This is a genomic window from Mesorhizobium sp. WSM4842, from assembly GCF_055901575.1.
Genome location: NZ_CM148372.1, coordinates 2,341,940 through 2,365,136 on the forward strand (window position 1 = coordinate 2,341,940; position 23,197 = coordinate 2,365,136).

24 protein-coding genes and 1 tRNA gene are annotated in these 23,197 nt (G+C 61.6%); 10 read left to right on the forward strand and 15 right to left on the reverse strand.

What is annotated here, in order from left to right; genetic code table 11:
* The 3 genes from pcaF (at nucleotide 1) to AC0NIE_RS11310 (ending at nucleotide 2,831) form a co-directional block, all read left to right on the forward strand.
* A complete protein-coding gene (gene pcaF, locus AC0NIE_RS11300; RefSeq protein WP_473486854.1) occupies nucleotides 1-1,203 on the forward strand; it encodes a 3-oxoadipyl-CoA thiolase in 1,203 nt (400 codons plus the stop codon).
* 369 nt (nucleotides 1,204-1,572) lie between these two features.
* Nucleotides 1,573-2,289 (forward strand): pentapeptide repeat-containing protein, encoded by a 717-nt coding sequence (locus AC0NIE_RS11305; protein WP_006337614.1) that lies wholly within the window; start codon nucleotides 1,573-1,575, stop codon nucleotides 2,287-2,289.
* A 269-nt stretch (nucleotides 2,290-2,558) separates the two neighbouring features.
* Entirely contained in the window at nucleotides 2,559-2,831 is a 273-nt protein-coding gene (locus AC0NIE_RS11310) for a hypothetical protein (RefSeq protein ID WP_473486853.1), read from the forward strand.
* 198 nt (nucleotides 2,832-3,029) lie between these two features.
* Here the strand turns inward: AC0NIE_RS11310 and AC0NIE_RS11315 are convergent.
* Nucleotides 3,030-3,106, reverse strand: a tRNA-Met gene (locus AC0NIE_RS11315).
* Nucleotides 3,107-3,449: 343 nt separating this feature from the next.
* Here AC0NIE_RS11315 and AC0NIE_RS11320 point away from each other — a divergent pair.
* Nucleotides 3,450-4,415, forward strand: a complete 966-nt coding sequence (locus AC0NIE_RS11320) for a Gfo/Idh/MocA family protein (RefSeq protein ID WP_095491711.1) — start codon at nucleotides 3,450-3,452, stop codon at nucleotides 4,413-4,415.
* A gap of 48 nt (nucleotides 4,416-4,463) precedes the next feature.
* Here the strand turns inward: AC0NIE_RS11320 and mnmA are convergent, their stop codons facing one another.
* Nucleotides 4,464-5,654: a tRNA 2-thiouridine(34) synthase MnmA gene (gene mnmA / locus AC0NIE_RS11325; protein ID WP_473486852.1), complete on the reverse strand. Its 1,191-nt coding sequence runs from the start codon at nucleotides 5,652-5,654 to the stop codon at nucleotides 4,464-4,466.
* 273 nt (nucleotides 5,655-5,927) lie between these two features.
* On the opposite strand from mnmA, the gene sciP reads away from it, so the two are divergent.
* Nucleotides 5,928-6,203, forward strand: a complete 276-nt coding sequence (gene sciP, locus AC0NIE_RS11330; RefSeq protein WP_006203587.1) for a CtrA inhibitor SciP — start codon at nucleotides 5,928-5,930, stop codon at nucleotides 6,201-6,203.
* A 452-nt stretch (nucleotides 6,204-6,655) separates the two neighbouring features.
* Here sciP and AC0NIE_RS11335 read toward each other — a convergent pair whose 3' ends face one another.
* The gene (locus AC0NIE_RS11335) at nucleotides 6,656-7,033 is read right to left on the reverse strand and encodes a flagellar export protein FliJ (RefSeq protein ID WP_029349790.1); all 378 of its coding nucleotides are present in this window, start codon (nucleotides 7,031-7,033) and stop codon (nucleotides 6,656-6,658) included.
* 451 nt (nucleotides 7,034-7,484) lie between these two features.
* Between AC0NIE_RS11335 and ctrA the strand changes: the two genes are divergently transcribed.
* Nucleotides 7,485-8,180 (forward strand): response regulator transcription factor CtrA, encoded by a 696-nt coding sequence (ctrA, locus tag AC0NIE_RS11340; RefSeq protein ID WP_123149336.1) that lies wholly within the window; start codon nucleotides 7,485-7,487, stop codon nucleotides 8,178-8,180.
* A 117-nt stretch (nucleotides 8,181-8,297) separates the two neighbouring features.
* On the opposite strand, the gene AC0NIE_RS11345 is transcribed toward ctrA, so the two are convergent.
* Together AC0NIE_RS11345 and chpT are read right to left on the reverse strand one after the other, a co-directional pair.
* Nucleotides 8,298-8,666 (reverse strand): response regulator, encoded by a 369-nt coding sequence (locus AC0NIE_RS11345; RefSeq protein ID WP_473486851.1) that lies wholly within the window; start codon nucleotides 8,664-8,666, stop codon nucleotides 8,298-8,300.
* Nucleotides 8,667-8,913: 247 nt separating this feature from the next.
* Nucleotides 8,914-9,543, reverse strand: coding sequence for a histidine phosphotransferase ChpT (gene chpT, locus AC0NIE_RS11350; protein ID WP_473486850.1), 630 nt, complete (start codon nucleotides 9,541-9,543; stop codon nucleotides 8,914-8,916).
* 447 nt (nucleotides 9,544-9,990) lie between these two features.
* On the opposite strand from chpT, the gene AC0NIE_RS11355 reads away from it, so the two are divergent.
* Nucleotides 9,991-10,530, forward strand: a complete 540-nt coding sequence (locus AC0NIE_RS11355; protein WP_245319184.1) for a DUF1134 domain-containing protein — start codon at nucleotides 9,991-9,993, stop codon at nucleotides 10,528-10,530.
* 148 nt (nucleotides 10,531-10,678) lie between these two features.
* Nucleotides 10,679-11,842, forward strand: a complete 1,164-nt coding sequence (locus tag AC0NIE_RS11360; RefSeq protein ID WP_473486849.1) for a coiled-coil domain-containing protein — start codon at nucleotides 10,679-10,681, stop codon at nucleotides 11,840-11,842.
* A gap of 29 nt (nucleotides 11,843-11,871) precedes the next feature.
* Here the strand turns inward: AC0NIE_RS11360 and AC0NIE_RS11365 are convergent, their stop codons facing one another.
* The 6 genes from AC0NIE_RS11365 to AC0NIE_RS11390 all read right to left on the reverse strand — a co-directional run bounded on the left by AC0NIE_RS11365 (nucleotide 11,872) and on the right by AC0NIE_RS11390 (nucleotide 16,722).
* The gene (locus tag AC0NIE_RS11365; protein WP_473486848.1) at nucleotides 11,872-12,675 is read right to left on the reverse strand and encodes a TrmH family RNA methyltransferase; all 804 of its coding nucleotides are present in this window, start codon (nucleotides 12,673-12,675) and stop codon (nucleotides 11,872-11,874) included.
* A gap of 187 nt (nucleotides 12,676-12,862) precedes the next feature.
* Nucleotides 12,863-13,201: an ArsR/SmtB family transcription factor gene (locus AC0NIE_RS11370; RefSeq protein WP_123149342.1), complete on the reverse strand. Its 339-nt coding sequence runs from the start codon at nucleotides 13,199-13,201 to the stop codon at nucleotides 12,863-12,865.
* A gap of 155 nt (nucleotides 13,202-13,356) precedes the next feature.
* Complete coding sequence (locus AC0NIE_RS11375; protein WP_123149343.1) at nucleotides 13,357-14,136, reverse strand: HugZ family pyridoxamine 5'-phosphate oxidase; 780 nt, start codon at nucleotides 14,134-14,136, stop codon at nucleotides 13,357-13,359.
* A gap of 38 nt (nucleotides 14,137-14,174) precedes the next feature.
* Nucleotides 14,175-15,347, reverse strand: a complete 1,173-nt coding sequence (locus AC0NIE_RS11380) for a CaiB/BaiF CoA transferase family protein (protein WP_473486847.1) — start codon at nucleotides 15,345-15,347, stop codon at nucleotides 14,175-14,177.
* Between the two features lie 6 nt (nucleotides 15,348-15,353).
* Complete coding sequence (locus AC0NIE_RS11385) at nucleotides 15,354-16,115, reverse strand: 3-hydroxyacyl-CoA dehydrogenase (protein WP_473486846.1); 762 nt, start codon at nucleotides 16,113-16,115, stop codon at nucleotides 15,354-15,356.
* 70 nt (nucleotides 16,116-16,185) lie between these two features.
* Nucleotides 16,186-16,722, reverse strand: a complete 537-nt coding sequence (locus tag AC0NIE_RS11390) for a GNAT family N-acetyltransferase (protein WP_473486845.1) — start codon at nucleotides 16,720-16,722, stop codon at nucleotides 16,186-16,188.
* 286 nt (nucleotides 16,723-17,008) lie between these two features.
* On the opposite strand from AC0NIE_RS11390, the gene AC0NIE_RS11395 reads away from it, so the two are divergent.
* Nucleotides 17,009-17,998, forward strand: coding sequence for a glutathione S-transferase family protein (locus AC0NIE_RS11395; protein ID WP_473486844.1), 990 nt, complete (start codon nucleotides 17,009-17,011; stop codon nucleotides 17,996-17,998).
* A 1-nt stretch (nucleotide 17,999) separates the two neighbouring features.
* Here the strand turns inward: AC0NIE_RS11395 and AC0NIE_RS11400 are convergent, their stop codons facing one another.
* Nucleotides 18,000-18,500, reverse strand: a complete 501-nt coding sequence (locus tag AC0NIE_RS11400; protein ID WP_473486843.1) for an NUDIX domain-containing protein — start codon at nucleotides 18,498-18,500, stop codon at nucleotides 18,000-18,002.
* A 53-nt stretch (nucleotides 18,501-18,553) separates the two neighbouring features.
* Between AC0NIE_RS11400 and AC0NIE_RS11405 the strand changes: the two genes are divergently transcribed.
* The gene (locus AC0NIE_RS11405; protein WP_123149405.1) at nucleotides 18,554-19,468 is read left to right on the forward strand and encodes a metallophosphoesterase family protein; all 915 of its coding nucleotides are present in this window, start codon (nucleotides 18,554-18,556) and stop codon (nucleotides 19,466-19,468) included.
* Nucleotides 19,469-19,680: 212 nt separating this feature from the next.
* Here AC0NIE_RS11405 and AC0NIE_RS11410 read toward each other — a convergent pair whose 3' ends face one another.
* The 3 genes from AC0NIE_RS11410 to AC0NIE_RS11420 form a co-directional block, all read right to left on the reverse strand.
* Complete coding sequence (locus AC0NIE_RS11410) at nucleotides 19,681-20,304, reverse strand: hypothetical protein (protein WP_123149347.1); 624 nt, start codon at nucleotides 20,302-20,304, stop codon at nucleotides 19,681-19,683.
* A 136-nt stretch (nucleotides 20,305-20,440) separates the two neighbouring features.
* Nucleotides 20,441-21,244, reverse strand: a complete 804-nt coding sequence (locus AC0NIE_RS11415) for an alpha/beta fold hydrolase (RefSeq protein ID WP_473486842.1) — start codon at nucleotides 21,242-21,244, stop codon at nucleotides 20,441-20,443.
* A gap of 123 nt (nucleotides 21,245-21,367) precedes the next feature.
* Nucleotides 21,368-23,146, reverse strand: a complete 1,779-nt coding sequence (locus tag AC0NIE_RS11420; protein WP_473486841.1) for a tetratricopeptide repeat protein — start codon at nucleotides 23,144-23,146, stop codon at nucleotides 21,368-21,370.
* Between the last annotated feature and the right edge of the window lie 51 nt (nucleotides 23,147-23,197).

Here is a 23,197-nt window from a genome sequence, read left to right on the forward strand (position 1 = left end):
ATGAGAGAAGCCTTCATCTGCGCGTACAAGCGCACGCCCATCGGCCGCTTCGGCGGCGTCCTTTCCTCGGTTCGAGCGGACGATCTGGGTGCCGTTCCTCTCAGGGCGCTAGTCGCTGAGAACTCAGGCGTCGATTGGGACGCGGTCGACGACGTGATCTTCGGTTGTGCCAACCAAGCTGGCGAGGACAACCGGAACGTTGCTCGTATGAGTTCGCTTCTAGCCGGCCTGCCTGTGGGCATCTCTGGTACCACAATAAATCGCCTCTGTGGTTCCGGAATGAATGCTGTGATCACCGCAGCCCACGCGGTCAAGTCCGGTGAGGCGGAATTGGTGATCGCCGGTGGCGTCGAGTCAATGAGCCGAGCCCCGTTCGTCCTGCCCAAGGCCGAGACGGCTTTCTCTCGCAATGCCGAGATCTACGACACGACTATCGGCTGGCGCTTCGTCAACCCGCTGATGAAAGTGCAGTACGGGGTGGATTCTATGCCCGAGACCGGTGAGAACGTCGCTCGGGACTTCGGAGTGTCGCGCCAAGCACAGGATGCCTTTGCGGTGGGCAGCCAGGATAAGGCCATCGCCGCGCAGAAGAGCGGCAGGCTTGCTCGGGAAATCGTCCCCGTAATGGTCCCTCAGAAGAAGGGGGACGCAATTCCCGTCGAGTTGGACGAGCACCCTCGAGCCGGCACGACGATGGAAACCCTGACAAAGCTCAAGCCGCTGTTCTCTGGCGGAAGCGTCACCGCTGGCAATGCCTCAGGCGTGAACGACGGCGCTGCGGCACTCATCATCGCGTCGGAGGCAGCGGCAAAGCGCTACGGGCTTACGCCGATCGCCCGCATATTGGGTGGCGCGGCCGCCGGCGTGCCACCTCGGATTATGGGCTTTGGGCCGGCACCGGCCACCAAGAAGCTTTGCGCTCGCCTTGGGATTGCACCGGCGGAATTCGAGGTGATCGAACTCAACGAGGCTTTCGGGAGTCAGGCCATCGCCGTGCTTCGCGACTTGGGCATCCCTGAGGACGCAAGCCACGTGAATCCCAACGGTGGCGCCATTGCCTTGGGGCACCCCCTGGGCATGAGCGGCGCAAGGATAACTGGAACCGCAGCTCTCGAACTTGCCGCCCTTGGGAAGAAGTACGCCTTGGCCACGATGTGCATTGGCGTGGGCCAGGGGATCGCTATCGCACTGCAGCGGGTCTAAATAAGTGGGCGACGACCTTAGTTAGACATCCTGACTTCGGACGGCAGCGTCAGCGGACGCCGGCGGTGGCGGTCAGCACCCGAGCAGGCTCCCAATTAGCGAGACAAACGTCCAGAGCGGAGGCCTCGGCTTAGTCAAGCATACCTACGGAATGATGCGCCTGGCCGGTGACAAATGAATCTCTGCTGCACCGCCGATGATATGGGGAGGCGCTCGCAAATCGCGCCCTACGCGCGGGTTGATCGGTTGATCAGCATCAAAGCTTGAATATGAGAAATGCGCTAACTGTGACGGCGGTGGTCACGGTGGCTCGAGTGTCAGCAGATGTGGTAAGGTTGAGTGTCGGCGAGTAGCAGAGGTCCAGCAACAATGACTTTGAGGCGAACCAGAGCTTACGGCGCATCCGGCTTGGTTCTAGCGGTTTGCACTGTGTTTGCTTGGCAGAACGCCACGGCTGCTCACAATTGCCACGCAGCCGCGACGCCTGGCGTCAATTGGCACGAGTGTGACAAGAAGCTTCTCATCCTAGAAGGACAGGACCTGAGCGGGGCGAACCTGTTCGGTGTTGATTTCACTTCGACCGACCTCAGGAACAGCAATCTCCTTGCGGCAAATCTTGAGAAGGCAACGCTTGTGCGTGCTTCCCTGGCCGACTCGACCGCCAAAGGCGCCCGGTTCGACAGAATCGAGGCCTACAGGACCGACTTCAGCCGTATGGACGCGCAGGGCGCTGTGTTTGCGAGCGCGGAAATGCAGCGCTCGAATTTCCAGGACGCCAATCTGACCAATGTTGATTTCACAAAGGCAGAATTGGGGCGTGCGCAGTTCCATGACGCCGATATCAGCGGCAGCCGCTTCTCGTTTGCCAATCTCGCACGGGCGGACTTCCGAGGAGCGACGTTCACCGCGCCGATAGACTTTGACCGCGCCTTTTTCTTTCTGACCCGTATCGAGGGCGTCGACCTTTCCAATTCGGCGGGTCTGTCCCAGTGGCAGCTCAACATGGCTTGCGGAGACGCCCGGACCGAGTTGCCTTCTGGCTTGACGAGGCCTGAAGATTGGCCCTGTCAATTCCAGCAGGAATAGTTGTCGGCAAGCGAACTGCGGCAATGCTGCACCCGACAGGATTCGAACCTGTAACTTTGTGCCGCGGGCATGCCCATTAAGGTCGAAGCCACCACCCGAGACGGCGAACTCCGGATATCCGTGTCTGATGCCGGAGAGCCCATTCCGCACGAGACAATGCAGCGCCTGTTCCAGCCGTTCTAGCGAGGGAGGCCCCGATCTAGCCCTCAAGGTCTCGGGCTGGGACTCTACATTGCTTCGCAGATCAGGCACATCGCGGCACACTGTCCGTGACCTCTGATGTTGACGGCCTCACCAAGGTCGTCAAACGGGCGCTGCGACGCCGGGCCGCCGTCGAACCCGTCATCGGCCATCTCAAGAACGACCACCGTATGGGCCGCAACTTCCTGGCCTTCTCCGAGGGCGATGCCAACAACGCTGTGCTTGCCGCCGTCGGCTACAACTTCAGCCTCCTGCTCAACTGGCTGAGGCTTTTGTGTGCCTTCCTCCTGGCGCTGTTCGCCACCCCCGCAGCGCCGCCGATCCAGCCACGAACAGCCTAATCACCTCTGGACGATCCAACCGGCGGACGCCTATTTGCCAGCCCCGTCTTTCCGGCCCTGATCGCAACTGCCGTCAGCGAAATCGACGTTCTTCACAGCCGACGAGATATTGTTTGAGATATTCGGTACGCCAAATCGCGTTCCGTACGTGCGGTGTGGCTGATGGTAGCGGTTTGCCTACGTATCTTATTGGTTAAATGGTAGCGGGAGAGGGACTTGAACCCCCGACCCCAGGATTATGATTCCCGTGCTCTAACCAACTGAGCTACCCCGCCAGGGCGGCGAAAGGTCCGAAATCCGCCTTAAATCAGAAGGCATGTCGAAGCGTTCGCCAAGGTCGGGCGGATATAAGGTTGGGACGCCAAGCCTGTCAAGCATCGATGCAGCCGGCATGCCGGCACATTCCATCGGATCGTGCTTTCCGAAAATCGGAATCGATCGTCCGGAACGATGCGAAGCTTCGCGGTCTTGAGACGCGTGCCTATGCGTCCAAGCGGACGCACATCGCTCTTGGCCGGAAAGCTTTGCCGGGCAGATAATTGGGCACAGAAATGCCGGGGTTGAGTTCGGCGGGGCGCGCCGCTATGTCTCGGCCACGAAATTCTAGAGTTGGGATTGATGAAACCGCGCATTGCAGTCCTCGGTTGCGGATACTGGGGCAGCAACCACATCCGCACCCTCAAGGCGCTCGGCGCGCTGCACGCGGTCTCGGACGTCAACCCTGCCCGCGCCGAAGGCTTCGCCAGTGAGCAGGATTGCCTGGCGATCGAGCCGGAGGCGCTCTTTGTCCGCAGCGACGTCGATGCCATCGTCATGGCGCTGCCGCCGCAGTTCCATGCCGACATGGCGGTGCGCGCCGTCCAGGGCGGCAAGGACGTGCTGGTGGAGAAGCCGATCGCGCTGACGGTGGCGGATGCCGAGCGCTCGGTGAAGGCGGCGGCCGACAATGGCCGTGTCTTCATGGTCGGCCATGTACTGCGCTTTCATCCAGCCTTCGAGACGTTGAAAGCGCTGATCGACAATGGCGAGCTCGGCGAGGTCCGCTATATCCATTCGCACCGGCTCGGGCTCGGCAAGTTCCACACCGAGAACGATGCGCTGTGGGACCTTGCGCCGCACGATCTGTCGATGATCCTCGCCATCACCGGCACGGAACCGATCGAGGTGCGTGGCGAGGGGGCAGCGCTCCTCGACAATCTTAGCGATTTCGCGCATCTGCACATGCGCTTTCCCAACGGTCTGCGCAGCCATCTCTTCGCGTCGCGGCTCAACCCTTACCGCGAGCGGCGGCTGACCGTGGTCGGCACCAAGGCGATGGCGGTGTTCGACGATGTCGAGCCGTGGGAGCGCAAGCTCGCCGTCTACCGCCACGCGGTTTGGCAAGACAGCGGCCAATGGGCCTTCACCACCAACGAGCCGTCCTATGTGGCGGTGGGCGAGGGCATGCCGCTGACGCGAGAGCTCGAGCATTTCATCCAGTGCATCGAGACGCGGGCAGAACCGCGCACCAGTGGCGAGGAAGCCATCAGGGTGCTGCGTATCCTGACCGCTGGCACGGTTACCCACACTGGATCGTCTTCCTGAGAGAAAGTGCCGCTGTGTTAGAGCCTGATCATCCCGATAGGATCGGGATCATTCCGCGGGAATCTGCGCCGGGCGGGCTGCCAGCCGCGTCAGCATCGCCTCGGCCTCGGCGCCACGCTCGGAACGCTCGATAAAGCCGCCGCCGAACACGCGGGCCTGGTTGCCGTCGTCGGAATAGAGCACGCAGGCCTGGCCGGGCGCGATGCCGGACTCGCCGTCGACCAGTTCCACCGAAGTGATGCCGGCGTTGTGATGCAGCACGGCCGGGCGCGGCGGGCGTGTCGAGCGGACCTTCGCGAAAAGCTCCAGCCCGGCCGCCGGGATGTCGGACAGCGCAGCGTCGCCCAGCCAGTTCATGTCGCGCAAATAGATCTTGTGCGTCTCCAGCGCCTCGCGCGGGCCAACGACGACGCGGGCTCGATCGGCGTCGAGATGGACGACGTAGAGCGGCTCGCCCGAGGCGACGCCGATGCCGCGGCGCTGACCGATCGTGTAGCGCAAAATGCCTTCATGGCGGCCGAGTACGCGGCCGTCGATATGGACGATGTCGCCCGGATTGGCAGCAGTCGGCTTCAGCTTGGCGATGATGTCGGAATATTTGCCCTGTGGCACGAAGCAGATGTCCTGGCTGTCCTGCTTGGCAGCGACCGTCAGCCCCATTTCCTCGGCGATGGCGCGAACCTGCGGCTTCGACAGGCCGCCAAGCGGAAAGCGCAGATAATCGATCTGCGCCTGCGTGGTGGCGAACAGGAAATAGCTCTGGTCGCGCTCCGCGTCGACCGGCCGGTACAGTGCGCGATGGGCGCCGTTGGCGCCGGAGCGGATGTAATGGCCGGTGGCCAGCGCGTCGGCGCCGAGCTCCTTGGCGGTCGCCAGAAGGTCGGCGAATTTCACCGTCTGGTTGCAGGAAACGCAAGGGATCGGCGTTTCGCCGGCCACATAGCTCTCGGCGAAGGGGTCGATCACCGCCTTGCGGAAGCGCTCCTCGTAATTGAGCACATAGTGCGGAATGCCGAGCGTCTCGGAGACGCGGCGGGCATCGTCGATGTCCTGGCCGGCGCAGCATGAGCCGGCCCGGTGCGTTGCCGCGCCATGGTCGTAGAGCTGCAGCGTGACGCCGACGACATCATAGCCTTCGCGCTTCAAAAGACCGGCAACGACCGACGAGTCGACGCCGCCCGACATGGCGACAACGACGCGGGTGTTTTCGGGACGTCCGGGAAGGTCGAGGCTGTTCATGGTTCTTTCGTTCTGCACGGCGCCCTGGATGAGGGCGCTTGAATGCCAATGGCCGGAATATAGGTCAAGCTTTCCGGGCGCGCCAGCTTCGCGATCCGGCCGATTTTTTTGAACGGATTCGGCGCTCGCGGGCAGATATCTCAAATGCCGACGAAAAGACTAACGCGGCGTTCATGATCCTTACCTAGCTATTAGGGTTCGCTTAGGCAATTTTTAAAGCTGTGGCGGTAATGTGGTGGGGATTGGGTCTTTGAGTTTTTAGTAGAGAGTACGATGACCGATCTTGTTAGACCACGCGTCAAATATGTTATCGGGCCTGACGGCAGCCCCCTTACGATTGCCGATCTGCCGCCGACGAACACACGTCGCTGGGTTATCCGGCGCAAGGCGGAAGTGGTGGCGGCTGTACGGGGTGGGCTTTTGAGCCTCGAAGAGGCATGCCAGCGCTACAAGCTGACCACCGAGGAATTCCTGTCCTGGCAGGCGTCGATCGACGAGTATGGCCTTGCCGGCCTGCGCACGACGCGCATCCAGCAATATCGGCATTAAGGCTGGTTCAAGGAAGTCAAAAGGCGCGACAATCCGCGCCCTTTTTGCTTTGCCGCAACGGTTCTCTCTGCTTCAGACGGTCAGCACCACCTGCCGATCGGCCGAGAAAGGCATGAGCGGCGCCTGCTTCTTCGAGCGGGTCTTTGCCACAGGGACGACAAGCTTTTTCGCGTCGACCGTGCCACGTTCCACAAGCCGGCGCGGTCGGGCCCGACTGACATCCGCTCGACGCGCCGAACTCGGCCAGAACCGGTGGGCTGCTCAATCAGATAAGGTCCTGGCCGTAACCGCCTGCGCCCGACATCAGGGATGCCCGGATGCGGGCGTCGCGGAACATGAAGGGGATTTGGTAGCGCAGGCCTGAAACTGGCAGCTGCTCGACCAATGAGCGGCGACGTTCCAGATGAGCAACGCCCTGATCGCTGGGTGTTGACCGGCTTAAAGCCTTGTTTTCAGCCGATCATGGCGCTGCGGCCGCCGGTCTCGGCGTCGCGGATCTTGGTGTCGCGCGATTCGAGCATTTCCGCTTTGGAAAGCTCCGCTTCGGCTTCGCCGAGCAGTGATTCGGCAACGCTTCGCTGCTGGGCGAGGTCGCTTTGCGAGTTTCTGAGATTGTCGCGGCGCAGGCGCGCTGCCTTGGCGAAGGTCGGATAGGCAAAATGGTTGATGTCGGTGATGCCGGCTTTCTTTTCTTCGGCAGTGATCTGGAGCTCCAGTTCGACAGCCATGCGCTCGAATTCAGCGATCATCATGTCGAGTTGCAGCAATTGCCGCCGCTTCTCATTCACCTGGAACTGCTTCAGCCGAACGAGGTTTTCACGTGACTTCATGATTCGGTACTCCTGGAAACGCACACCTGCACATATCGTCCAATCCACCTGGCAAACCGCAGGCTTCACCCGTTTCCACCGACTTTACAGGAACTATGGGAAACAAATTCCTAAAGTTTTTTGCCGGCGGTAACCATTCGTTTACGGGCATTGTTAATCATAGGGCTCAGGACTTAAGGCCGGGTAAAAATTCCGGCTCTCGATGCGGAAGCACGGCCAGCGAGTCCAAAGAGTCACTTAGTCTGGCTTATTAATGTTTTGCATTAGCGGTTTGGTTCTGTGATTCACTATTAGATTCAACAAGGTGTAGAAAGGGGTTAAAAAATCTGATACCGTCAGCGGCACGGAATTAGGTTTTGTTAACCATTCGATGGCAGCCTCTGCTCAGGCAATCACTGCTCCGGTCCTGGACGGGTCGTGAAATGGTCCGGCAGCAGAAAAGGGGAATGAAATGCGTGTTCTGCTGATAGAAGATGACAGTGCAACCGCACAAAGCATCGAGCTGATGCTGAAATCGGAAAGTTTCAACGTCTATACGACCGATCTTGGCGAAGAAGGTGTCGATCTAGGCAAGCTCTACGACTACGATATCATCCTTCTCGACCTCAATCTCCCCGACATGTCGGGATACGAGGTCTTGAGAACACTTCGCCTTTCCAAAGTGAAGACGCCGATCCTTATCCTCTCCGGCATGGCCGGCATCGAGGACAAGGTACGCGGCCTCGGCTTCGGCGCAGACGACTATATGACCAAGCCGTTCCACAAGGACGAACTGGTCGCCCGCATCCACGCTATCGTGCGGCGCTCCAAGGGCCATGCCCAGTCGGTCATCACCACCGGCGACCTGGTGGTCAATCTCGATGCCAAGACCGTTGAGGTCGGTGGCCAGCGCGTGCATCTGACCGGCAAGGAATACCAGATGCTGGAGCTGCTCTCGCTGCGCAAGGGCACTACGCTCACCAAGGAAATGTTCCTCAACCACCTTTACGGCGGCATGGACGAACCGGAACTGAAGATTATCGACGTCTTCATCTGCAAGCTGCGCAAGAAGCTCGACCACGCTTCCGGCGGCCAGAATTACATCGAGACGGTTTGGGGTCGCGGCTATGTGCTGCGCGAGCCGGAAGATATCCGCGTCAGCGCCTGAGCTGACGACGCCGATCCGATCGATTTTCCGACAAAATCCGGCTTCGGCCGGACTTTGCGTTTGTATCGCAGACATGGAGCGCCAATTTCCGGGGGCGATGCGCCAGGGATCGGCGAATCAGGCTGCAATTCTCAAGGTGCGGAAGCATTCGAGAAGTTGCGGCCGATTGAACGGCTTCAGCAGATAGCCTTGAGCGCCGGCGCGCTTTGCCCGCATGATCGAAGCGACGTCGACCTCAACCAGCGAAATCAGGATCTGGGGCTGTATCGGACTTTCCATGGCGCGTATGCGGCGGATGACGTCCTCCGCCTGCATGTCCGGCAAGGCGCCGTCGACGACGATGATATCCGGCATGTCGGCAGTGCACATCTCGACCGCGTCAAACCCGCTGGCAGCTTCGATGACCAGCATGTCGGAACCACCCAGGATGCGCTTTGCGACCTTCCTGATGACGCTCGAATCGTCGATGAACATGCAGCGTTTCATTTCCGGTCCCTCTTTGCCATGCGGCAATCCGGCAGCGTCGCGGTACTGAAAGGCACGGTAGGATCAATCCGGTAAAGAAGCTGAAAAGCCGATAGGTAAAATTTTTGCAAGAACAGCTTTTACGGAAACTTCTTGACCGATGCTTCGGCCGAACTAGCCTGGAAGGCTCGCTTCATTCGACCGTGAGGGGGTAGTAAATATTGTCTAAAACCTCTTATCTGTTCTTTTCAATCATTTCTTAGTAACTTCAAGCAGCCGATAGTACGATTTCTTCTGCGGTTGCGTGGATCGATATCGTCATGTTCGCCTCGCGCGCCAGAAGCAACGTGTAGTAGGGCTGCACCGAATGCGCGTCGATCGGTTCTTCAGGCCTGTTGCCGGAATGGAGCTCCAGGAATTTGGGCGGCACGCGCAGCATCGGACCGCTCGCGGCGAGCGCAAAGCGGGGTTCTGTGTCGAGGTTTTCAAGCGTAACCGTAAGCTTACCGCCACGCGGAATGGCGGCGTTGGCGACGAGAATGAGATTGAGCAGCAGCTTTACCTTGTTCTTGGGCAGCAGCGCACGGGTTCCGTTCCAGACCAGTTCCGGCTTCTCGTTCCTCAAAAAGGCGATCGCAACGGCCTCGGCGTCCCCGGTGTCGATCATCATGCCGGCAGAACCGGCTGCGCCGAAGGCGATGCGGGCGAATTGCAGGCGGGCCGAAGCGTTTCTGGCGCTCTGCCGAATCAATTTCATGGCATCTTCGTCGGCGCCGCCTTCGTCGAGCAGCTCAAGCCCGTTGTTTATGGCGCCGACCGGCGAAATGATGTCGTGGCAGACCCGGCTGCACAAAAGCGCTGCGAGATCGGGTGCGGAAAGGGTGAAAAGCTCGGCCATCGGCGAAAGTCCCTGCAAAATTTCACTGGAATGGCCGCGCGATAAATGATCACGCCTGCCAACACGAATCACGCTCTCTCCAAGGCCTTGAATACACAGCGCCTGAGCGTGCAGCAACAAATCCGGAATTGTCGTTATCGAAAATGGTGTGTTCACGCAGGGTGCGGATACTGCGGGGCGACGCGAAACCAGCTCGAAACCAGCCTTCTAACCGCCATCTTCATGTGAAAGCTTAATGGTTGAAAAAGGATTACGGCATAGTTTGCCCATAACAGTCATCCTTAGCGGCCGCCAAAGAGCCGCACGGATGTGAGGCGTCGGCGAAAGTGCTCCCTGACGGAGATTGGAAGCATGTTTTCCCGATACTACGACCGGAGTTTTTTCCGTGTCACCTCTGACCGGATTTTCCGTGTCATCTCTGACCGGAGTTTCTTCCGTGTCCTCTCAATGGCGATCGCTCTCATGGGCCTTGTCATCGTCTTTTCGACCTCGCCTTCGCGGGCCCAGGAATACACCGCTCAGGAGATCGTCGATTCCGGTCATAAATTCTTCGGCGCGACGTCGGGCGGGCTCGCCACCGTCGTCGAGAAGATTTTCGCCTCCTACGGCCTGCCCAATGGCTATTTGCTTGGCGAGGAGGGCTCGGGCGCGCTGATCGGTGGCCTGACCTATGGCGAAGGCACGCTCTACACCAAGAACGCCGGCGATCACAAAGTGTTCTGGCAGGGCCCGTCGCTCGGCTGGGATTTTGGCGGCGAGGGCTCGCGGGTGATGATGCTGGTCTATAATCTCGACGACGTGAACAGCCTCTACAATCGTTTCGGCGGCGTTGCCGGCTCGGCCTATCTCGTGGCTGGCGTCGGCTTCAACGTGATGAAGAACAACAATGTGCTGCTGGTGCCGATCCGCACCGGCGTCGGCGCCCGGCTTGGCGTCAATCTCGGTTATCTGAAGCTTACCCAGCGCGCCACCTGGAATCCATTCTGAGCAAGCGGTTGCCTCGCCGTCTCGACTGGCTCCAAGGTCGACGATCTGAACATTGCTGCGGCAGACCCTTGCCGCAGCGCTGGAATTCCGTCATGCGAACGTGGCACAGTCGCTTACGGTTGTTTGCCGTCCATAACGGATAGTCACCTTGGTTCAGTCGGTCCTGTTCTTTGTCCTCGGCTTTCTCTGCGCCGGCTTTGTGGCGCTGATGATTGCCCCGGCCATCTGGCGGCGGGCCGTGATGCTGACGCGCAAACGCGTCGAGGGCTCGATGCCGCTGACGCTGGCCGAGATCCAGGCGGAGAAGGATCGCATCCGCGCCGAGTTCGCCATGTCGACGCGCCGGCTCGAGATGAGCGTCAAGTCGCTGCGTGAGAAATCGGCCGAACAGCTTGTCGTGATCAGCCGCGGCCGCGAGGCACTGAAGGAGCTGGCGCTCGAGCGGAAGGACAAGAAACAGGCCGTTTCCGAACTCGAGGCCAAGGGCGAAGACCTTCGGCAGCGCGAAGACCAGTTGCAGCTTTTGTCAGATCGACTTGCTCAAACCGAGCATGCCCTGGAAAAGCGTGTGCTCGAGCTGAAAAAACTGGAGCACATGTATGACGACGCCAGCTTTTCTTCGAGCAGCCGTCAGATCGAACTTGTGGCGCGCGAGTCCGAACTGCAAAAGCTGGCCGACGACATTTCGGTGCTGCGTGGCCAGCGCAAGGAGGCGGACAGGCGCCAACAGGAGATCGCGGCCGAGAGCAAGGCCGCACGAGACGCGTTGAAGGCCGAGAAGAAAAGGACCGGCGAACTGGACAAGAAGGTCGAGCGCCTGCTCGCCACGCTTGCCGATCGCGAGGACAAGCTTGACCGCCGCGACAAGGAAATCGCGCGGCTTCGCGAAAAGTCGAAAAGCGAACGCGTGGAAAACGCCTCCGCGGTGCGTTTCGTCGGAGTGCAAGGCAGTCAGGCCGATGCGGCCGTCAAGGACGACACCCAAAAAGCCATCGCCAAGCTCGACAACGACCGCGAGCGGTTGGAGGCGAGGCTGACGGAACTGGCCCGCGAGAACAAGAAACTGAAAACGGATCTTGCCGCCTTCGGGGCATCCAAATCCGAAGGCGGCGACGATGCGCGCCGCGCCAGCGCTGCATTGCGTGAGCAGATGAGCGACCTGGCGGCGCAAGTCGTCGCCCTGACGGCGAAGCTCGACGGGCCGGAGTCGCCGATCGCAAAGGCTCTTGCGGCACCCAACCCACCGGGAAGCGGCGAACGCAGCCTTGCCGATCGCGTGCGGGCGCTCCAGAAGGCCGAATCGGCGCATTGAGCCCAGGCAGTGATGCTGTCTTCTGCGGCTCAGGTCCTGCTTGCCGAAAAATGATGTAAGGCGATGGCTGACGCGGCGGCGACATTCAGGCTGTCGAAGCCTTCTGCCATATCGATCCGCACCGTCCGCAGGCGGGCGAGCAGACTTTCGGGCAGGCCTTCCCCTTCGGTGCCGAGATAGAGCGCCAGCCGTTCAGTCCCTTTCGCATCGCGGATGCCGGTTTGGCCGCGTGGCGACAAAGCGAACTGGCCGAAGCCCAGCCGGTCGAGCGCCGCGGTGAAGCTGACGGTCTCAGTGAAGGAGGCGAAGGGAACTTTCAGCGCGGCGCCGACCGAGACGCGGATCGCCTTGCGGTACAGCGGATCGCAACAGGTCGCGTCCAGAAACACCGCATCGGCGCCGAAAGCGGCGGCGTTGCGAAAGATCGAGCCCATATTGTCATGGTTAGCGATGCCGACCAGCACGACGATCAACGCGCGGGCGGGCAAGGTGTCAAGCAAGGCCTCTGCAGGCTGCGCCGCGCCCTTGCGGCCGATCGCCAATATGCCGCGATGCATGTGAAAGCCGGCAATCCTGTCCATCACCTCGCTGGCCGCGACGTAGACCGGAAGGTCCGCGGGTGCCTTGCGCAGGGTTCCGTCGAGGCCTGCCAGCCGGTTTTCGAGTACCAGCACCGATTCGGCCGAAAAGCGTTTGGCCGCGAGCAGCATTTCGAGCACCACCTTGCCTTCGGCGACGAAGCGGCCCTGCCGGCCGGCAAGATCGCGCTCGCGGATGTCGAGATAGGCGGCGACGCGCGGGTCTTGCGGGTCTTCGATACGAATGGGGCGCATGCTTGCCTCGGCGGACACGCATCGCCCCGAAAATCGCAGTGGGTTTTCGGACAGCTCGATGCGTGGATCCAAAGTACTTCCTGCGTCCAAGTGGACGCAAGTCGCTCTAAGAACCGTCAGCCAAAACCGCTTCGCACCCTCGGGTCAAGCTCAAGAGCAGGCTTTTGGGCGACATGCATTGGCCCGGTCAAGTCCCGGAGCGACGCAGGCGGTACGCCATCTGCGACAACTCACCTTCGCCGAAAATCCCGTCCAGCGTGTTGAGAAGTTCGCGCACGGCATCGGATTTGCAGGAATAGTAGATCATCTGCCGGTCGCGCCGGGTCTCGACGAGATCGAGCGCCCGCAGTTTGGCCAGATGCTGGGACAGGGCGGATTGGCTGAGCAGAACCTTCTCGGCGATAGCACCGACCGACATTTCACCGTCGGCCAAATAGTTCATGATCAACAGTCGTTTCTCGTTGCCCATCAGCGTCAGAAACGCAGCCGCTGATTCGGCATTGGCGATTAGCTTTTTCGAGACCATCGATCCCCCACACCTTCCTGCTCATCCGGCGCTATGGGGGCAATAGCGTCTGATTCCATAGACTCACTCGCGAATGTGCGCTGGCGATTCAACGCTACCGAGAAAGGGTAGTACATTTCACTCAAACCTCAAGACTTGCTTTCGACCCGACACGATTAACTGTCGGACTGTGTTTCGTCTGCAACTCGGCCGGTCTTTGCCATGTCGACCAGAACATGCCTGAGCTCACGCGCCGCCCTCAGTGGCTCGGGGAAGAAGACCCGGCAGACATCGTCGCCCAATGCCAGGTCCATGCCGTCGGCGTCGAAGCCGGTGATGACCCAGCCGTCGCCTGCGGCCTTGGCGAAATGGCGCGCGTAGACGGCAATTGCGTCGCTATGGTCGGCATTCATATGGTCGAGGGCGGATTGTTCACCAGCGGCAAGGTCTTCGACGATCGGAGCGGTCGTGACCAGATCGGTGCGCTCGAGCAAGTAGGCCTTGCCGAAGCCGCCGTTGAGACTGGCCCGCTCCGGCTCGAGGCGGAAGATCGAGAAGTCGCCAAGTCCGGCATAGAGCTTCGCTTTGGGGTTGCGGTTGAGATAGCGCCGTTCGGCGCGGGCATGCTCGCCGGACCCGCGCTCAAGCCGTGCTGCCCGACAGACGAGCGTCAACCGCGGGTGCGCCAGCGGGTCGCCCCTGCCGGGCTCGCCGACAAGCAGCGAACAGCGCGGGTCGGCAAGGATCGCGCCGGTATGGGCGGACAGCATCGATACAAGGATCAGCGGCGCGCCGTCGATATCGGTGGCGACACCAACCCTGCTGGCCAGCGGCGAACCGGTCCCAGGCTCGATCACCGCCAGCGCGCCGAAACGGGCGCTGCGGATCAGCGTCTTCGCCAGCCTGATCGCTTCGGCGTCGGTCTCGCGGATCACGTCCTTTTTTCGGTCGGCCAAAATCCACCCGTCTTAAGCTGATTTTTATTCTCCGGTTATCAACCTATCACACCGGATTTGACAAGGGCCTCAGTTTCGCTTTCCGAAAGGCCGAAGCGTGCCAGCACGGTCGCCGCCTGACAATGGTGATCGGCCGGCATGGCGGCAAGCGTCGGCCGGGAGCGCGAAAAGCGCGGCGCCGGGGCGGGGCGCTCAAGCGCACCCGACGTCACAAAGGCGTTGCGAGCGCGATTGTGCGGATGATCCCTGGCTTCCCGCAACGACAGAACCGGTGCAACGCAAGCATCGGTCGCAGCAAAGAGACGGTCCCAGTCGCCCCGTGTCTTCTGCCCGACCCGATCGACAATGGCAGCGCGCATCTGCGGCCACAAATTCCTGTCGTATTGGCCGCGCACAAAACGCTCGTCGAGCGGCAGCAGTCTTGCGAATTCAGCGAAGAACCGGGGTTCAAGGCAGCCGACGGCGACGTGGCGTGCGTCCGCCGTCTCATAGGTGTCATAGAAGGGCGCGCCGGAATCGAGCAGGTTCGCGGCGCGCGTGTCACTCCACAGGCCCGCCGCCATCAAGGCGTGCACAGGTGTCGCCAGCATCGAAGCGCCCTCGATCATCGCGGCATCGATCACCTGGCCCCTGCCGGAGCGCGAACGCTCAAACAGGGCGGCCAGTGCGCCGGCAACCAGCATCACGGCGCCGCCGCCATAGTCGGCGACGAGGTTGAGCGGTGGGACTGGCCGGCTTCCTTCCTGGCCGATGGCGTGCAGCACACCCGAATAGGCGAGGTAGGTGATGTCGTGGCCGGCACGACCCGATAGCGGTCCGTCCTGGCCGAATCCCGTCATGCGGCCGTAGATCAGCGCCGGGTTGCGCGCCAATGCCGCATCCGGCCCGAGACCAAACCGCTCCATGACATCGGGACGAAACCCTTCGACCAGAATGTCGGCCTTTTCGGCAAGGCGCAGCACCAGTTCGGCGCCTTCCCAGCGCCTTAGGTCAATCCGCAGGATGGAGCGGCCGTGACGGTCGATGTCGTATTCATCCGGTAGCGACAGGAACGGCTGGGTCGACCCAATCCGCTCGATGCGCAGCACCTCGGCTCCCATCTCTGACAGCATCAGGCCGGCCAGCGGCACCGGTCCAATCCCGGCCATCTCGATCACCGTCAGACCGGCGAGCGGGCCGGTCTTCGCCTGCGGCGAGACTTCGGCACTCATGATCGGCTACTTCGGCGCCATGCGGATGGCGCCGTCAAGGCGGATGGTCTCGCCGTTGAGCATCTGGTTTTCGACGATGTGCAGCACAAGGGCGGCATATTCGGAAGGCTCGCCGAGACGGGACGGGAAGGGCACCGCGGCGCCCAGCGAATCCTGCACCTCTTGCGGCATGCCTGATATCATCGGCGTCTTGAAGATGCCGGGCGCGATGGTGCAGACGCGAATGCCCGACCGGGCAAGGTCGCGCGCAACCGGCAGCGTCATGCCGACGACGCCGCCCTTGGAGGCTGAATAGGCGGCTTGGCCGATTTGACCGTCATAGGCGGCGACCGATGCCGTGTTGACGATGATCCCGCGCTCGCCGCCCTCCAGCGGCTCAAGCTTCGCGGCCCGGTCGGCGACGAGGCGGATCATGTTGAAGGTGCCAATCAGATTGACCTCGATCACTTTGCGGTATTGGTCGAGCGGGTGCGGACCGTCCTTGCCGATCGTCTTCATACCGATGGCGATGCCGGCGCAATTCACCAGGATACGAGGTTCGCCGAGCTTTTTTGCCACTTCCGCCACGCAAGCAGCACCGCCGTCGGCGCTGCTTACGTCGCATTGGATGGCGATGCCGCCGATATCGGCCGCAATCTTCGCCGCATGCTCGATGCCGAGGTCGAGGATGGCAACGCCGGCGCCCTTCGCGGCCAGTGCACGCGCCGTCGCTTCGCCGAGGCCGGAGCCGCCGCCGGTGACGATCGCAATCTGGCCGTTCGGGTTCATGCCGGCGTCCTCCATCCTGCCGGGCACATGCTACGAAGCCCAACAGGACGGCGCAACAGCATCCGGATGGTCACGCCATCGCGGCGACGTGCGCGGCAATTCTTGCCTGATCGGCGTGGCAAACCTCGCCCACCAGCCGTGCCATCGCGCCCGGCACGATCTCATGCGACAAAAGCCGGTCGAGATCGACCGGGCGCGGCATGGAGATTTGCCCACGCGGAATTCTCTTGAAGCCGAGCGGGCCGTAATAGGGCTCGTCGCCGACGAGCATCACGGCCGGCATGCCGGCCTTGGCGGCGGCTTCCAGTGCGATCGTCACCAGCCGGCGGCCGATGCCGAGATTCTTGAAGGCCGGCCGCACGGCAAGCGGTCCGAGCATAAGCGCACGGCCGGCGCCGGCCGCGATGCGCGTCATGCGCACCGAGGCAACAACGATGTCGTCATCGACGGCCACGAAGGACAAAGCGCGTTCATGCGGGCCGCCCTCGCGGATCCTGTAGGCGCCCAGCACAAAACGGCCCGGCCCGAAGGCTTCGTCGTTGATGGCTTCGATTTCGGGGTCATGCGCCGGATTTTCCGGCAGGTATTTCACGTCGGCAAGGCTCATGGTCTTTGCGTTCCGGTAGAGACGGGGAAAGGTTTGCTGCAAACGGCAGCGTTCGCCGGTCAGCGCTTCATCAAGCGCGGGCGCCCTTTCGTCGTCGGTCGAACCGGATCAAGGCAAAGTCGAACATGCGGATTTTCCGCTAGCATCAATCTTCAGCCACTGCAATCGGCCGTTTCGCCTGGCGCCCTTCGTTTGCTGCCCTGGTGATTGACGAACTGTTCAACGCCTGGCGATTTCCGCATCGTCGGTATGTGCCTACATCCCCATGAAGACGAAAGGACATCGCATGGGATTGCTTGTCGACGGCAAATGGCAGGACCGCGGGTACGACACCAAGGGCAGCGACGGCGAGTTCGTGCGGGCGCAGTCGCACTGGCACGACTGGATCACCGTTGACGGTACGCCGGCCGAAGGCCGCAAGCGCGGCTTCAAGGCCGAGCCGGGCCGCTACCATCTCTATGTCTCGCTTGCCTGTCCCTGGGCGCACCGGACGCTGATCTTTCGAGCACTGAAGAAACTGGAGGACGTGATTTCGGTCTCGGTCGTCCATCATTTCATGGGCGCCAACGGCTGGACATTCCTGGCCGAGGACGGCGCCACCGGTGACACGCTCTACGGCCTCGATTTCCTGCATCAGATCTACACCAAGGCCGATCCCGCCTATTCCGGCCGCGTGACGGTGCCGGTTCTGTGGGACAGGCGAGAACAAACAATCGTCTCCAATGAGTCCTCCGAGATCATCCGGATGCTCAATTCAGCCTTTGACAAATGGGGCGACGCCAGCCTCGATTTCTATCCGCAGGCACTGCGCCGCGAAATCGACGCAGTCAATGCGCTGGTCTATCCCTCAGTCAACAACGGCGTCTATCGCGCCGGCTTCGCCACGACGCAAGCGGCCTATGAAAAGGCGTTTGGCGAACTGTTCTCGGCGCTCGATCAACTCGAGGATCGCCTGTCTCGCCAGCGTTATCTCGTCGGTGACCGCATCACCGAAGCCGATTGGCGGCTGTTCACCACGCTGGTTCGCTTCGATCCGGTCTATGTCGGCCATTTCAAGTGCAACCTCCGCCGCATCGCCGACTATCCGAACCTGTCGAACTATCTGCGCGACCTCTATCAGGTCCCGGGCGTCGCTGGCACGGTGAGCCTGCACCACATCAAGGCGCACTATTACGGCAGCCATGAAACGATCAACCCGACGCACATCGTGCCGGTCGGACCGGAACTGGACTACGCCGCGCCGCATGATCGGGCGCGGTTCAGGAAGGCAGCGTGACCTACCAGTAGGGCGACGCCGTCGCGCCGCCAAAAATCTCGGCGATTCGCCGCAACGTGGCCGGCGTCGTTCCGTCCGGCAGGCGGTCGAGCGGAAAGAAACCGGCTGCGGCGATCTCTCGGTCCGGCAGCTTCGGCGCCGTCTGATTGAACTGCTCGACCAAATAGAGGCCGACATGGTCGCGGCGGCTGGTCCGACGGTTGAAATGCATCGATTTCAGCAACGGCGGCGCGGTCAATGCAATATTGCCCTCCTCGCAGAGCTCGCGCGCCAGCGCCTCGATCATTGTCTCGCCCAGCTCGACGCCACCGCCGGGAAGCTGCCAGCCCGGTACATAGGTGTGGCGAATGAGGAAGACGGAATTGGACGTGCGGTCGTGGATCAAGCCGCGCACCCCGAGCGTCATTGGCCGCCGCAGCACGAAATACAGATGAAACAGCCTTGCCCTGAGACCTGGCCAGCCGGCCTGGCGGAAAGCTTGCTCCGGATCGGGCCGCGTCATCACCCACGAAACCGTGGGTGGAAAGCAGCGCGCGCGTCGCTTATGAAGAGAGGATGTTCAGGCTCGCGCATATTTCCGATATCCATCTGGGGCCGCTTCCCGGTGTAACCTATCGCGATCTCGCCTCCAAGCGCGTGGTCGGTTACGTCAACTGGCAGCGCAACCGCCGCCGTCACATGCGCGATGCCGTCATCGACACGATCGTCGCCGATATCAAGGCGAGCGCACCGGATCACCTTGCTGTCACCGGCGATCTGGTCAATCTGGCGCTCGATGGCGAGATCGAGATGGGCAAGCACTGGCTGGAGACGCTGGGTTCTCCCGATGATGTGTCGGTCGTTCCAGGAAACCACGACGCCTATGTGCCTGGCGCCTTCGACAAGGCCTGCCGGTCGTGGACGGCATGGATGACCGGCGACGGCGTCAATACGCCGATCGACCGCGACGCCTTTCCGTATCTGCGCGTGCGTGGCAACGTCGCGCTGATCGGTGTGACGACGGCGCGGGCCACGGCTCCGTTCATGGCCAACGGCTTCTTTTTGGAAGACCAGGCGGAAAGGCTGCGCGAAGTGCTCGATGCTACGGCCAAGCGCGGACTGTTCCGGGTGATCATGATCCACCATCCGCCAGTGCGCGGCGCCGTTTCGCAGCCCAAGCGGCTGTTCGGCATTGCCCGCTTCCACAAGGTCGTTCAGCGGCACGGGGCCGAGCTTGTGCTGCACGGCCATTCTCACGAGCCGACGCTGTTCTCCATCAACGGGCGCGGCGCCAAAATTCCAGTGGTCGGTGTCGCCGCCGCAGGGCAGGCGCCAGGCGGCAGGCGGCCGGCGGCGCAATATAATCTGTTGGAGATCGATGGCGAAAAAGACAATTGGCGGATCAGGCTGACGCGACGTGGCCTGACCGGGCCGGCCATCCCGCCTTCCGATCTGGAGATTCTGGAGCTTGGCGCGGACGCTATGGCCTGAAGCGCGTCGTGTTCGATCGGCCTCGCGCGACGCGCTTCAGGTTGTTGTTTTATACATGTCGTTATCGCAAAACCGCTGCGCACTTTTGCGCGACATGCATTAGAGCCTGTTCCATCCGATAGAATTGGGATGGAGCTCTATCTTTTTGTTTGACCATGATCTTTTCCGAAAACCGGTTTCCACTTTTTGCTACGCGGACCTTCGGTTCAGGATCATGGTCCAAAGCTCAGTCCCATCGCAACAAGGCGGTCCCAGAACAACACGATCGATACAGCCAGCCCGACCAGGGCGCCTGCGGCGATCAGGCCGAGACCGGAGAGAAACGCCGACCAACGCTTGCCGCGCGGGACGGATCGCAGTGGCGGCTCGGCTTCCGGGACCAAGGCACGCTTCAGGCCGGCGACAGCCTGCTCGACCCCGCCTTCCATCATTCTCTGGCGTTCGACGACGCGCTCCGCGACGTAGCGCATCACCTGATCGGCAACCGGTTTCATCTCGGTTGATTCGGCGAGCACCACCCGGCCGATGCGCGTATCCCTGAGGAAGCGATAGGTGCGGCGGTCGCGTCCCATGGCGACATGGCTGACGGCGTCGATCCAGAGGCGCGGCTGCAGTCCGGACGAGACGGCGAAGTCGAAATTGTCCATGTCGGCGGGCACGTCGGCGAAGATGGGCGCGAGTTCGGCGGCAAGCAATTCCAGCCGCATGCGATGCGCCTCGCGCATGTCGATCACGACGTCGTCGCGGTCGGCGAAGGCGTTTTTCACATCGCGAATGGCGTCGGACAGTTTTCGCGACTGATCGATCTGGGTGATGTTCTCGCCTGCATCCTTCATCGGCGTTTGCCTCGCGGGTTTGGTTAACACCGAATTAACACAGCCGTCGGCAAAATGCAGCAAAATGCACTTGCGAGATCGATAGACGGCTTGCCGGACCAAATCCGGCCCGAAGCCGCGCTTTGACAGGGACTGATCAGTTCGCCTCGGAGGCGGAGTTTGGACGAAGCGGCCTGGCGCGGCGTTTCATGTTGCGGCGGACGATCTCGGCGATCAGGCCGGGCGCTTCCTCGACCAGCATATGGCCGGCCTCCAACACGTGGTGCAGGTGGAAATGCGCCGGTAGTCCATCGGCCTGTGTGAAGGGCAGCACCGCGTCATCTGTCCCCCAAACCACCATCACCGGCATATCAAGCGTTTCGAGCCGTTCGCGCGGGATGACGCCCTGCCGATCGTCCCTAGTCATGGCGCCCGCGATCTCGACAAGTTTCTGCAACTGGCCGGGACGCGCACGCATTTCGCCAAGCACATCCACGATGCGCTCCGAGGGCAGGCTTTGCGGTCCGGACATGGCGGCGAGGCAGGCGCGAAGTTCGCTCTTGCCGGCAGCGGCGGCGTATCGGCGCAACAGCTGGCCGTTGATCTCAGTCCCAAATCCGCCCGGCGCCAGAAGCGTCAGCGACGCTATCCTTTCGGGCTCGGCCAATGCCATCAGCACTGCCGCCGCTCCGCCCATCGAGTGGCCGACGAGATGCACCCTCCTAATTCTGCGTGCGGCGAGGTCTGCAAGAACGGCCCGGGCGGCCGCCTTGGCCGGACCGTCACCCGGAAAATCGAGGGATAGCCCATGGCCCGGAAGATCATAGGCCAGCGTCCGTGAACCAAGTGCCAGTGTCGAAATCACCTCGTGCCAGTCGTCGTGGCAACCGCCGAAGCCATGCAGGAACACAACCGTCTTCGGACCGGCGCCCCGTTCGGCAGCGTAAAGGGATGAAATCATGCAATTTTATGGTTTTATTGCAAAATCAAACAGGATGCGAAATTCCAGATTGTGGCTGGATTGCGCCTTGTCCAAGCCGATGGCCAGTAAAATTTTCGCGATCAGCCATGCTAATTCAGAAATCTAGCTGGCATTGCCGAGCCCGGCGGCACGCAACGCTTCGACCAGCCGATCGGTTAGATCGGCGGGGTATCTCCGCTCGACAAAGGTCGCGCGCGGATCGGCAGCGAATTTCGGGAATTTGACAGTCATCTCGTCCACGAGTTCATGCGCCAGTTGATTGCGGCCGGTTGCCTTCGCGCCGATCAGCCGCGCAGCCAGATAGTGCGATTTCGTCGGCGTCGCTTGCAGCGCATCGCTGGCAAGCGCGGCCTTATTCATATCGCCCGCCATGAACTGCCCGACGAAAAGCCCGTAGTCCCACCAGGGCGGATGCGCGCTGGAGGTTTCGGCGGCGTGAGCAAGGATCGGTGTTCCCTCCCTGTACCTGCCGGCGAAAATCAGCCCATAGGCATAAGCTGCCGCCATGCTGAGGTCGTAAGGGTTGAGTTCGTAGGCCTTGTGCATCCAGCGGATCGATTCCTCCGAATTGCCGAGGCGGGAATTGAGATAGCCATAGGCACGGTGCGCATAGGGGCTGGTCGGCCCCATCTGCACGGCGCGACGGGCAAGCGACATCGCCTGTTCGAGCGTTGCGCCGGCTGGATAGGCGTAGTGATCTGTGGCCGCCTCGAGATGCAGGGTCGCCAGCTCCGAATAGACGAGCGACGATTTCGCATTCCGATTGATCAGTTTTTCGAGACAGCGATAGGCATCCTCATGGGTTTTCGCGCCCTGGTCGAGATAGTACTTGTCGTCGAGCAGCAGACATTCCGTCAGGCCGGTCTGAAGACCGCTCTGTTCGATATAGTTGTAGATCGTGCCAGAGGCGGGAACGGCCGAACTCAAAATGCCGGCGACACTGTCCTCGACGGCGGAGGGTGTGCTGTCGGCGGCAGTCAAGTTGCGTGATAGCAGGACCCGTCCGGTCGCCACGCTTTGAAGCTCCAGAGTGACATCGCCTGCCGTTGGTCCCGGCAAGACATCGAATACGAAGCTGATCGCATCGGTGACCGGATCGGGCGGGCCGTCGGCGTCCCGACCGATGAAGGTGACCGTATCGAAGCCGCTGAGGCCGGCGCGCAGCGATGCCGCGACGCGGGCAGCCTCGGCGCTGTTGGTTTTCACCGCAATGTAGACGAGCGGAAGGCTTTCAATCGGAGCCCATGGCGCAATGCTGCCGGTTGCCACCGCATTTTCGATCGTCGACGCGGTTTCGCTTCCCGCCAGCAATGCGCCGCTTCCCTGACGAAGGATCAGCACGCCCAGCATGGCGATGACCAGAGCGATCGCCAGCCAGAAGAACTGGAGATGGCGCAGCAGCGACGGTGCCGGCTCGCGAACGACAGGGGACATCAACGATGCGGGACCTGCGGCCATGCCGGGTTCCTCGAGCGATCCCGACAAGGTGGCAGCCGCCTCGGTGTGTTCCTCCGGCTTCGGCTCGGCCGGCAGGCGGATCGCGTTGAGTTCGTAGGATGGAACATAGCCGCCACGCGGAATGGCGATGCGGATCGGCTCGGCAACACCCTCATTGGCGAAGTAATGCTGCAGAAGTTCGCGCAGCCTGCCCGCCTGCACCCGCACCACGGCGTCGGTCGACGGATCGAAATCGCCGTCCTTGCCGAAAACATCCATCGCGATGGAAAAGCCCTTGAGCTTGTCGGCTTCGCCTGCCTGCTCGCGTTCGACCAGGTAGCGAAGCAGCTTACGCGCTCGTTCGGATCTCCCGAACGTTTCGCTGGCTAGCAATCGCTCCAACGTCTCGCGCACTGCGGGGGCGGCAGGCGTGGCATGCTGCAAGTGTCGATCCTTTCGAAGTCGGCACAGGTTAAGACGCAATCATATAGGGCC

Coding starts and splice junctions, on each gene's coding strand:
- ctrA (WP_123149336.1), top strand. CDS start 7,485: ATGCGTGTTCTGCTGATAGAAGATGACAGTGCAACCGCACAAAGCATC.
- chpT (WP_473486850.1), bottom strand. CDS start 9,543: ATGGCCGAGCTTTTCACCCTTTCCGCACCCGATCTCGCAGCGCTTTTG.
- AC0NIE_RS11380 (WP_473486847.1), bottom strand. CDS start 15,347: ATGAGTGCCGAAGTCTCGCCGCAGGCGAAGACCGGCCCGCTCGCCGGT.
- AC0NIE_RS11395 (WP_473486844.1), top strand. CDS start 17,009: ATGGGATTGCTTGTCGACGGCAAATGGCAGGACCGCGGGTACGACACC.
- AC0NIE_RS11320 (WP_095491711.1), top strand. CDS start 3,450: ATGAAACCGCGCATTGCAGTCCTCGGTTGCGGATACTGGGGCAGCAAC.
- AC0NIE_RS11405 (WP_123149405.1), top strand. CDS start 18,554: ATGTTCAGGCTCGCGCATATTTCCGATATCCATCTGGGGCCGCTTCCC.
- AC0NIE_RS11410 (WP_123149347.1), bottom strand. CDS start 20,304: ATGAAGGATGCAGGCGAGAACATCACCCAGATCGATCAGTCGCGAAAA.
- AC0NIE_RS11415 (WP_473486842.1), bottom strand. CDS start 21,244: ATGATTTCATCCCTTTACGCTGCCGAACGGGGCGCCGGTCCGAAGACG.
- AC0NIE_RS11385 (WP_473486846.1), bottom strand. CDS start 16,115: ATGAACCCGAACGGCCAGATTGCGATCGTCACCGGCGGCGGCTCCGGC.
- AC0NIE_RS11305 (WP_006337614.1), top strand. CDS start 1,573: ATGACTTTGAGGCGAACCAGAGCTTACGGCGCATCCGGCTTGGTTCTA.
- AC0NIE_RS11335 (WP_029349790.1), bottom strand. CDS start 7,033: ATGAAGTCACGTGAAAACCTCGTTCGGCTGAAGCAGTTCCAGGTGAAT.
- mnmA (WP_473486852.1), bottom strand. CDS start 5,654: ATGAACAGCCTCGACCTTCCCGGACGTCCCGAAAACACCCGCGTCGTT.
- AC0NIE_RS11390 (WP_473486845.1), bottom strand. CDS start 16,722: ATGAGCCTTGCCGACGTGAAATACCTGCCGGAAAATCCGGCGCATGAC.
- AC0NIE_RS11400 (WP_473486843.1), bottom strand. CDS start 18,500: ATGACGCGGCCCGATCCGGAGCAAGCTTTCCGCCAGGCCGGCTGGCCA.
- AC0NIE_RS11345 (WP_473486851.1), bottom strand. CDS start 8,666: ATGAAACGCTGCATGTTCATCGACGATTCGAGCGTCATCAGGAAGGTC.
- pcaF (WP_473486854.1), top strand. CDS start 1: ATGAGAGAAGCCTTCATCTGCGCGTACAAGCGCACGCCCATCGGCCGC.
- AC0NIE_RS11370 (WP_123149342.1), bottom strand. CDS start 13,201: ATGGTCTCGAAAAAGCTAATCGCCAATGCCGAATCAGCGGCTGCGTTT.
- sciP (WP_006203587.1), top strand. CDS start 5,928: ATGACCGATCTTGTTAGACCACGCGTCAAATATGTTATCGGGCCTGAC.
- AC0NIE_RS11355 (WP_245319184.1), top strand. CDS start 9,991: ATGGCGATCGCTCTCATGGGCCTTGTCATCGTCTTTTCGACCTCGCCT.
- AC0NIE_RS11365 (WP_473486848.1), bottom strand. CDS start 12,675: ATGCGCCCCATTCGTATCGAAGACCCGCAAGACCCGCGCGTCGCCGCC.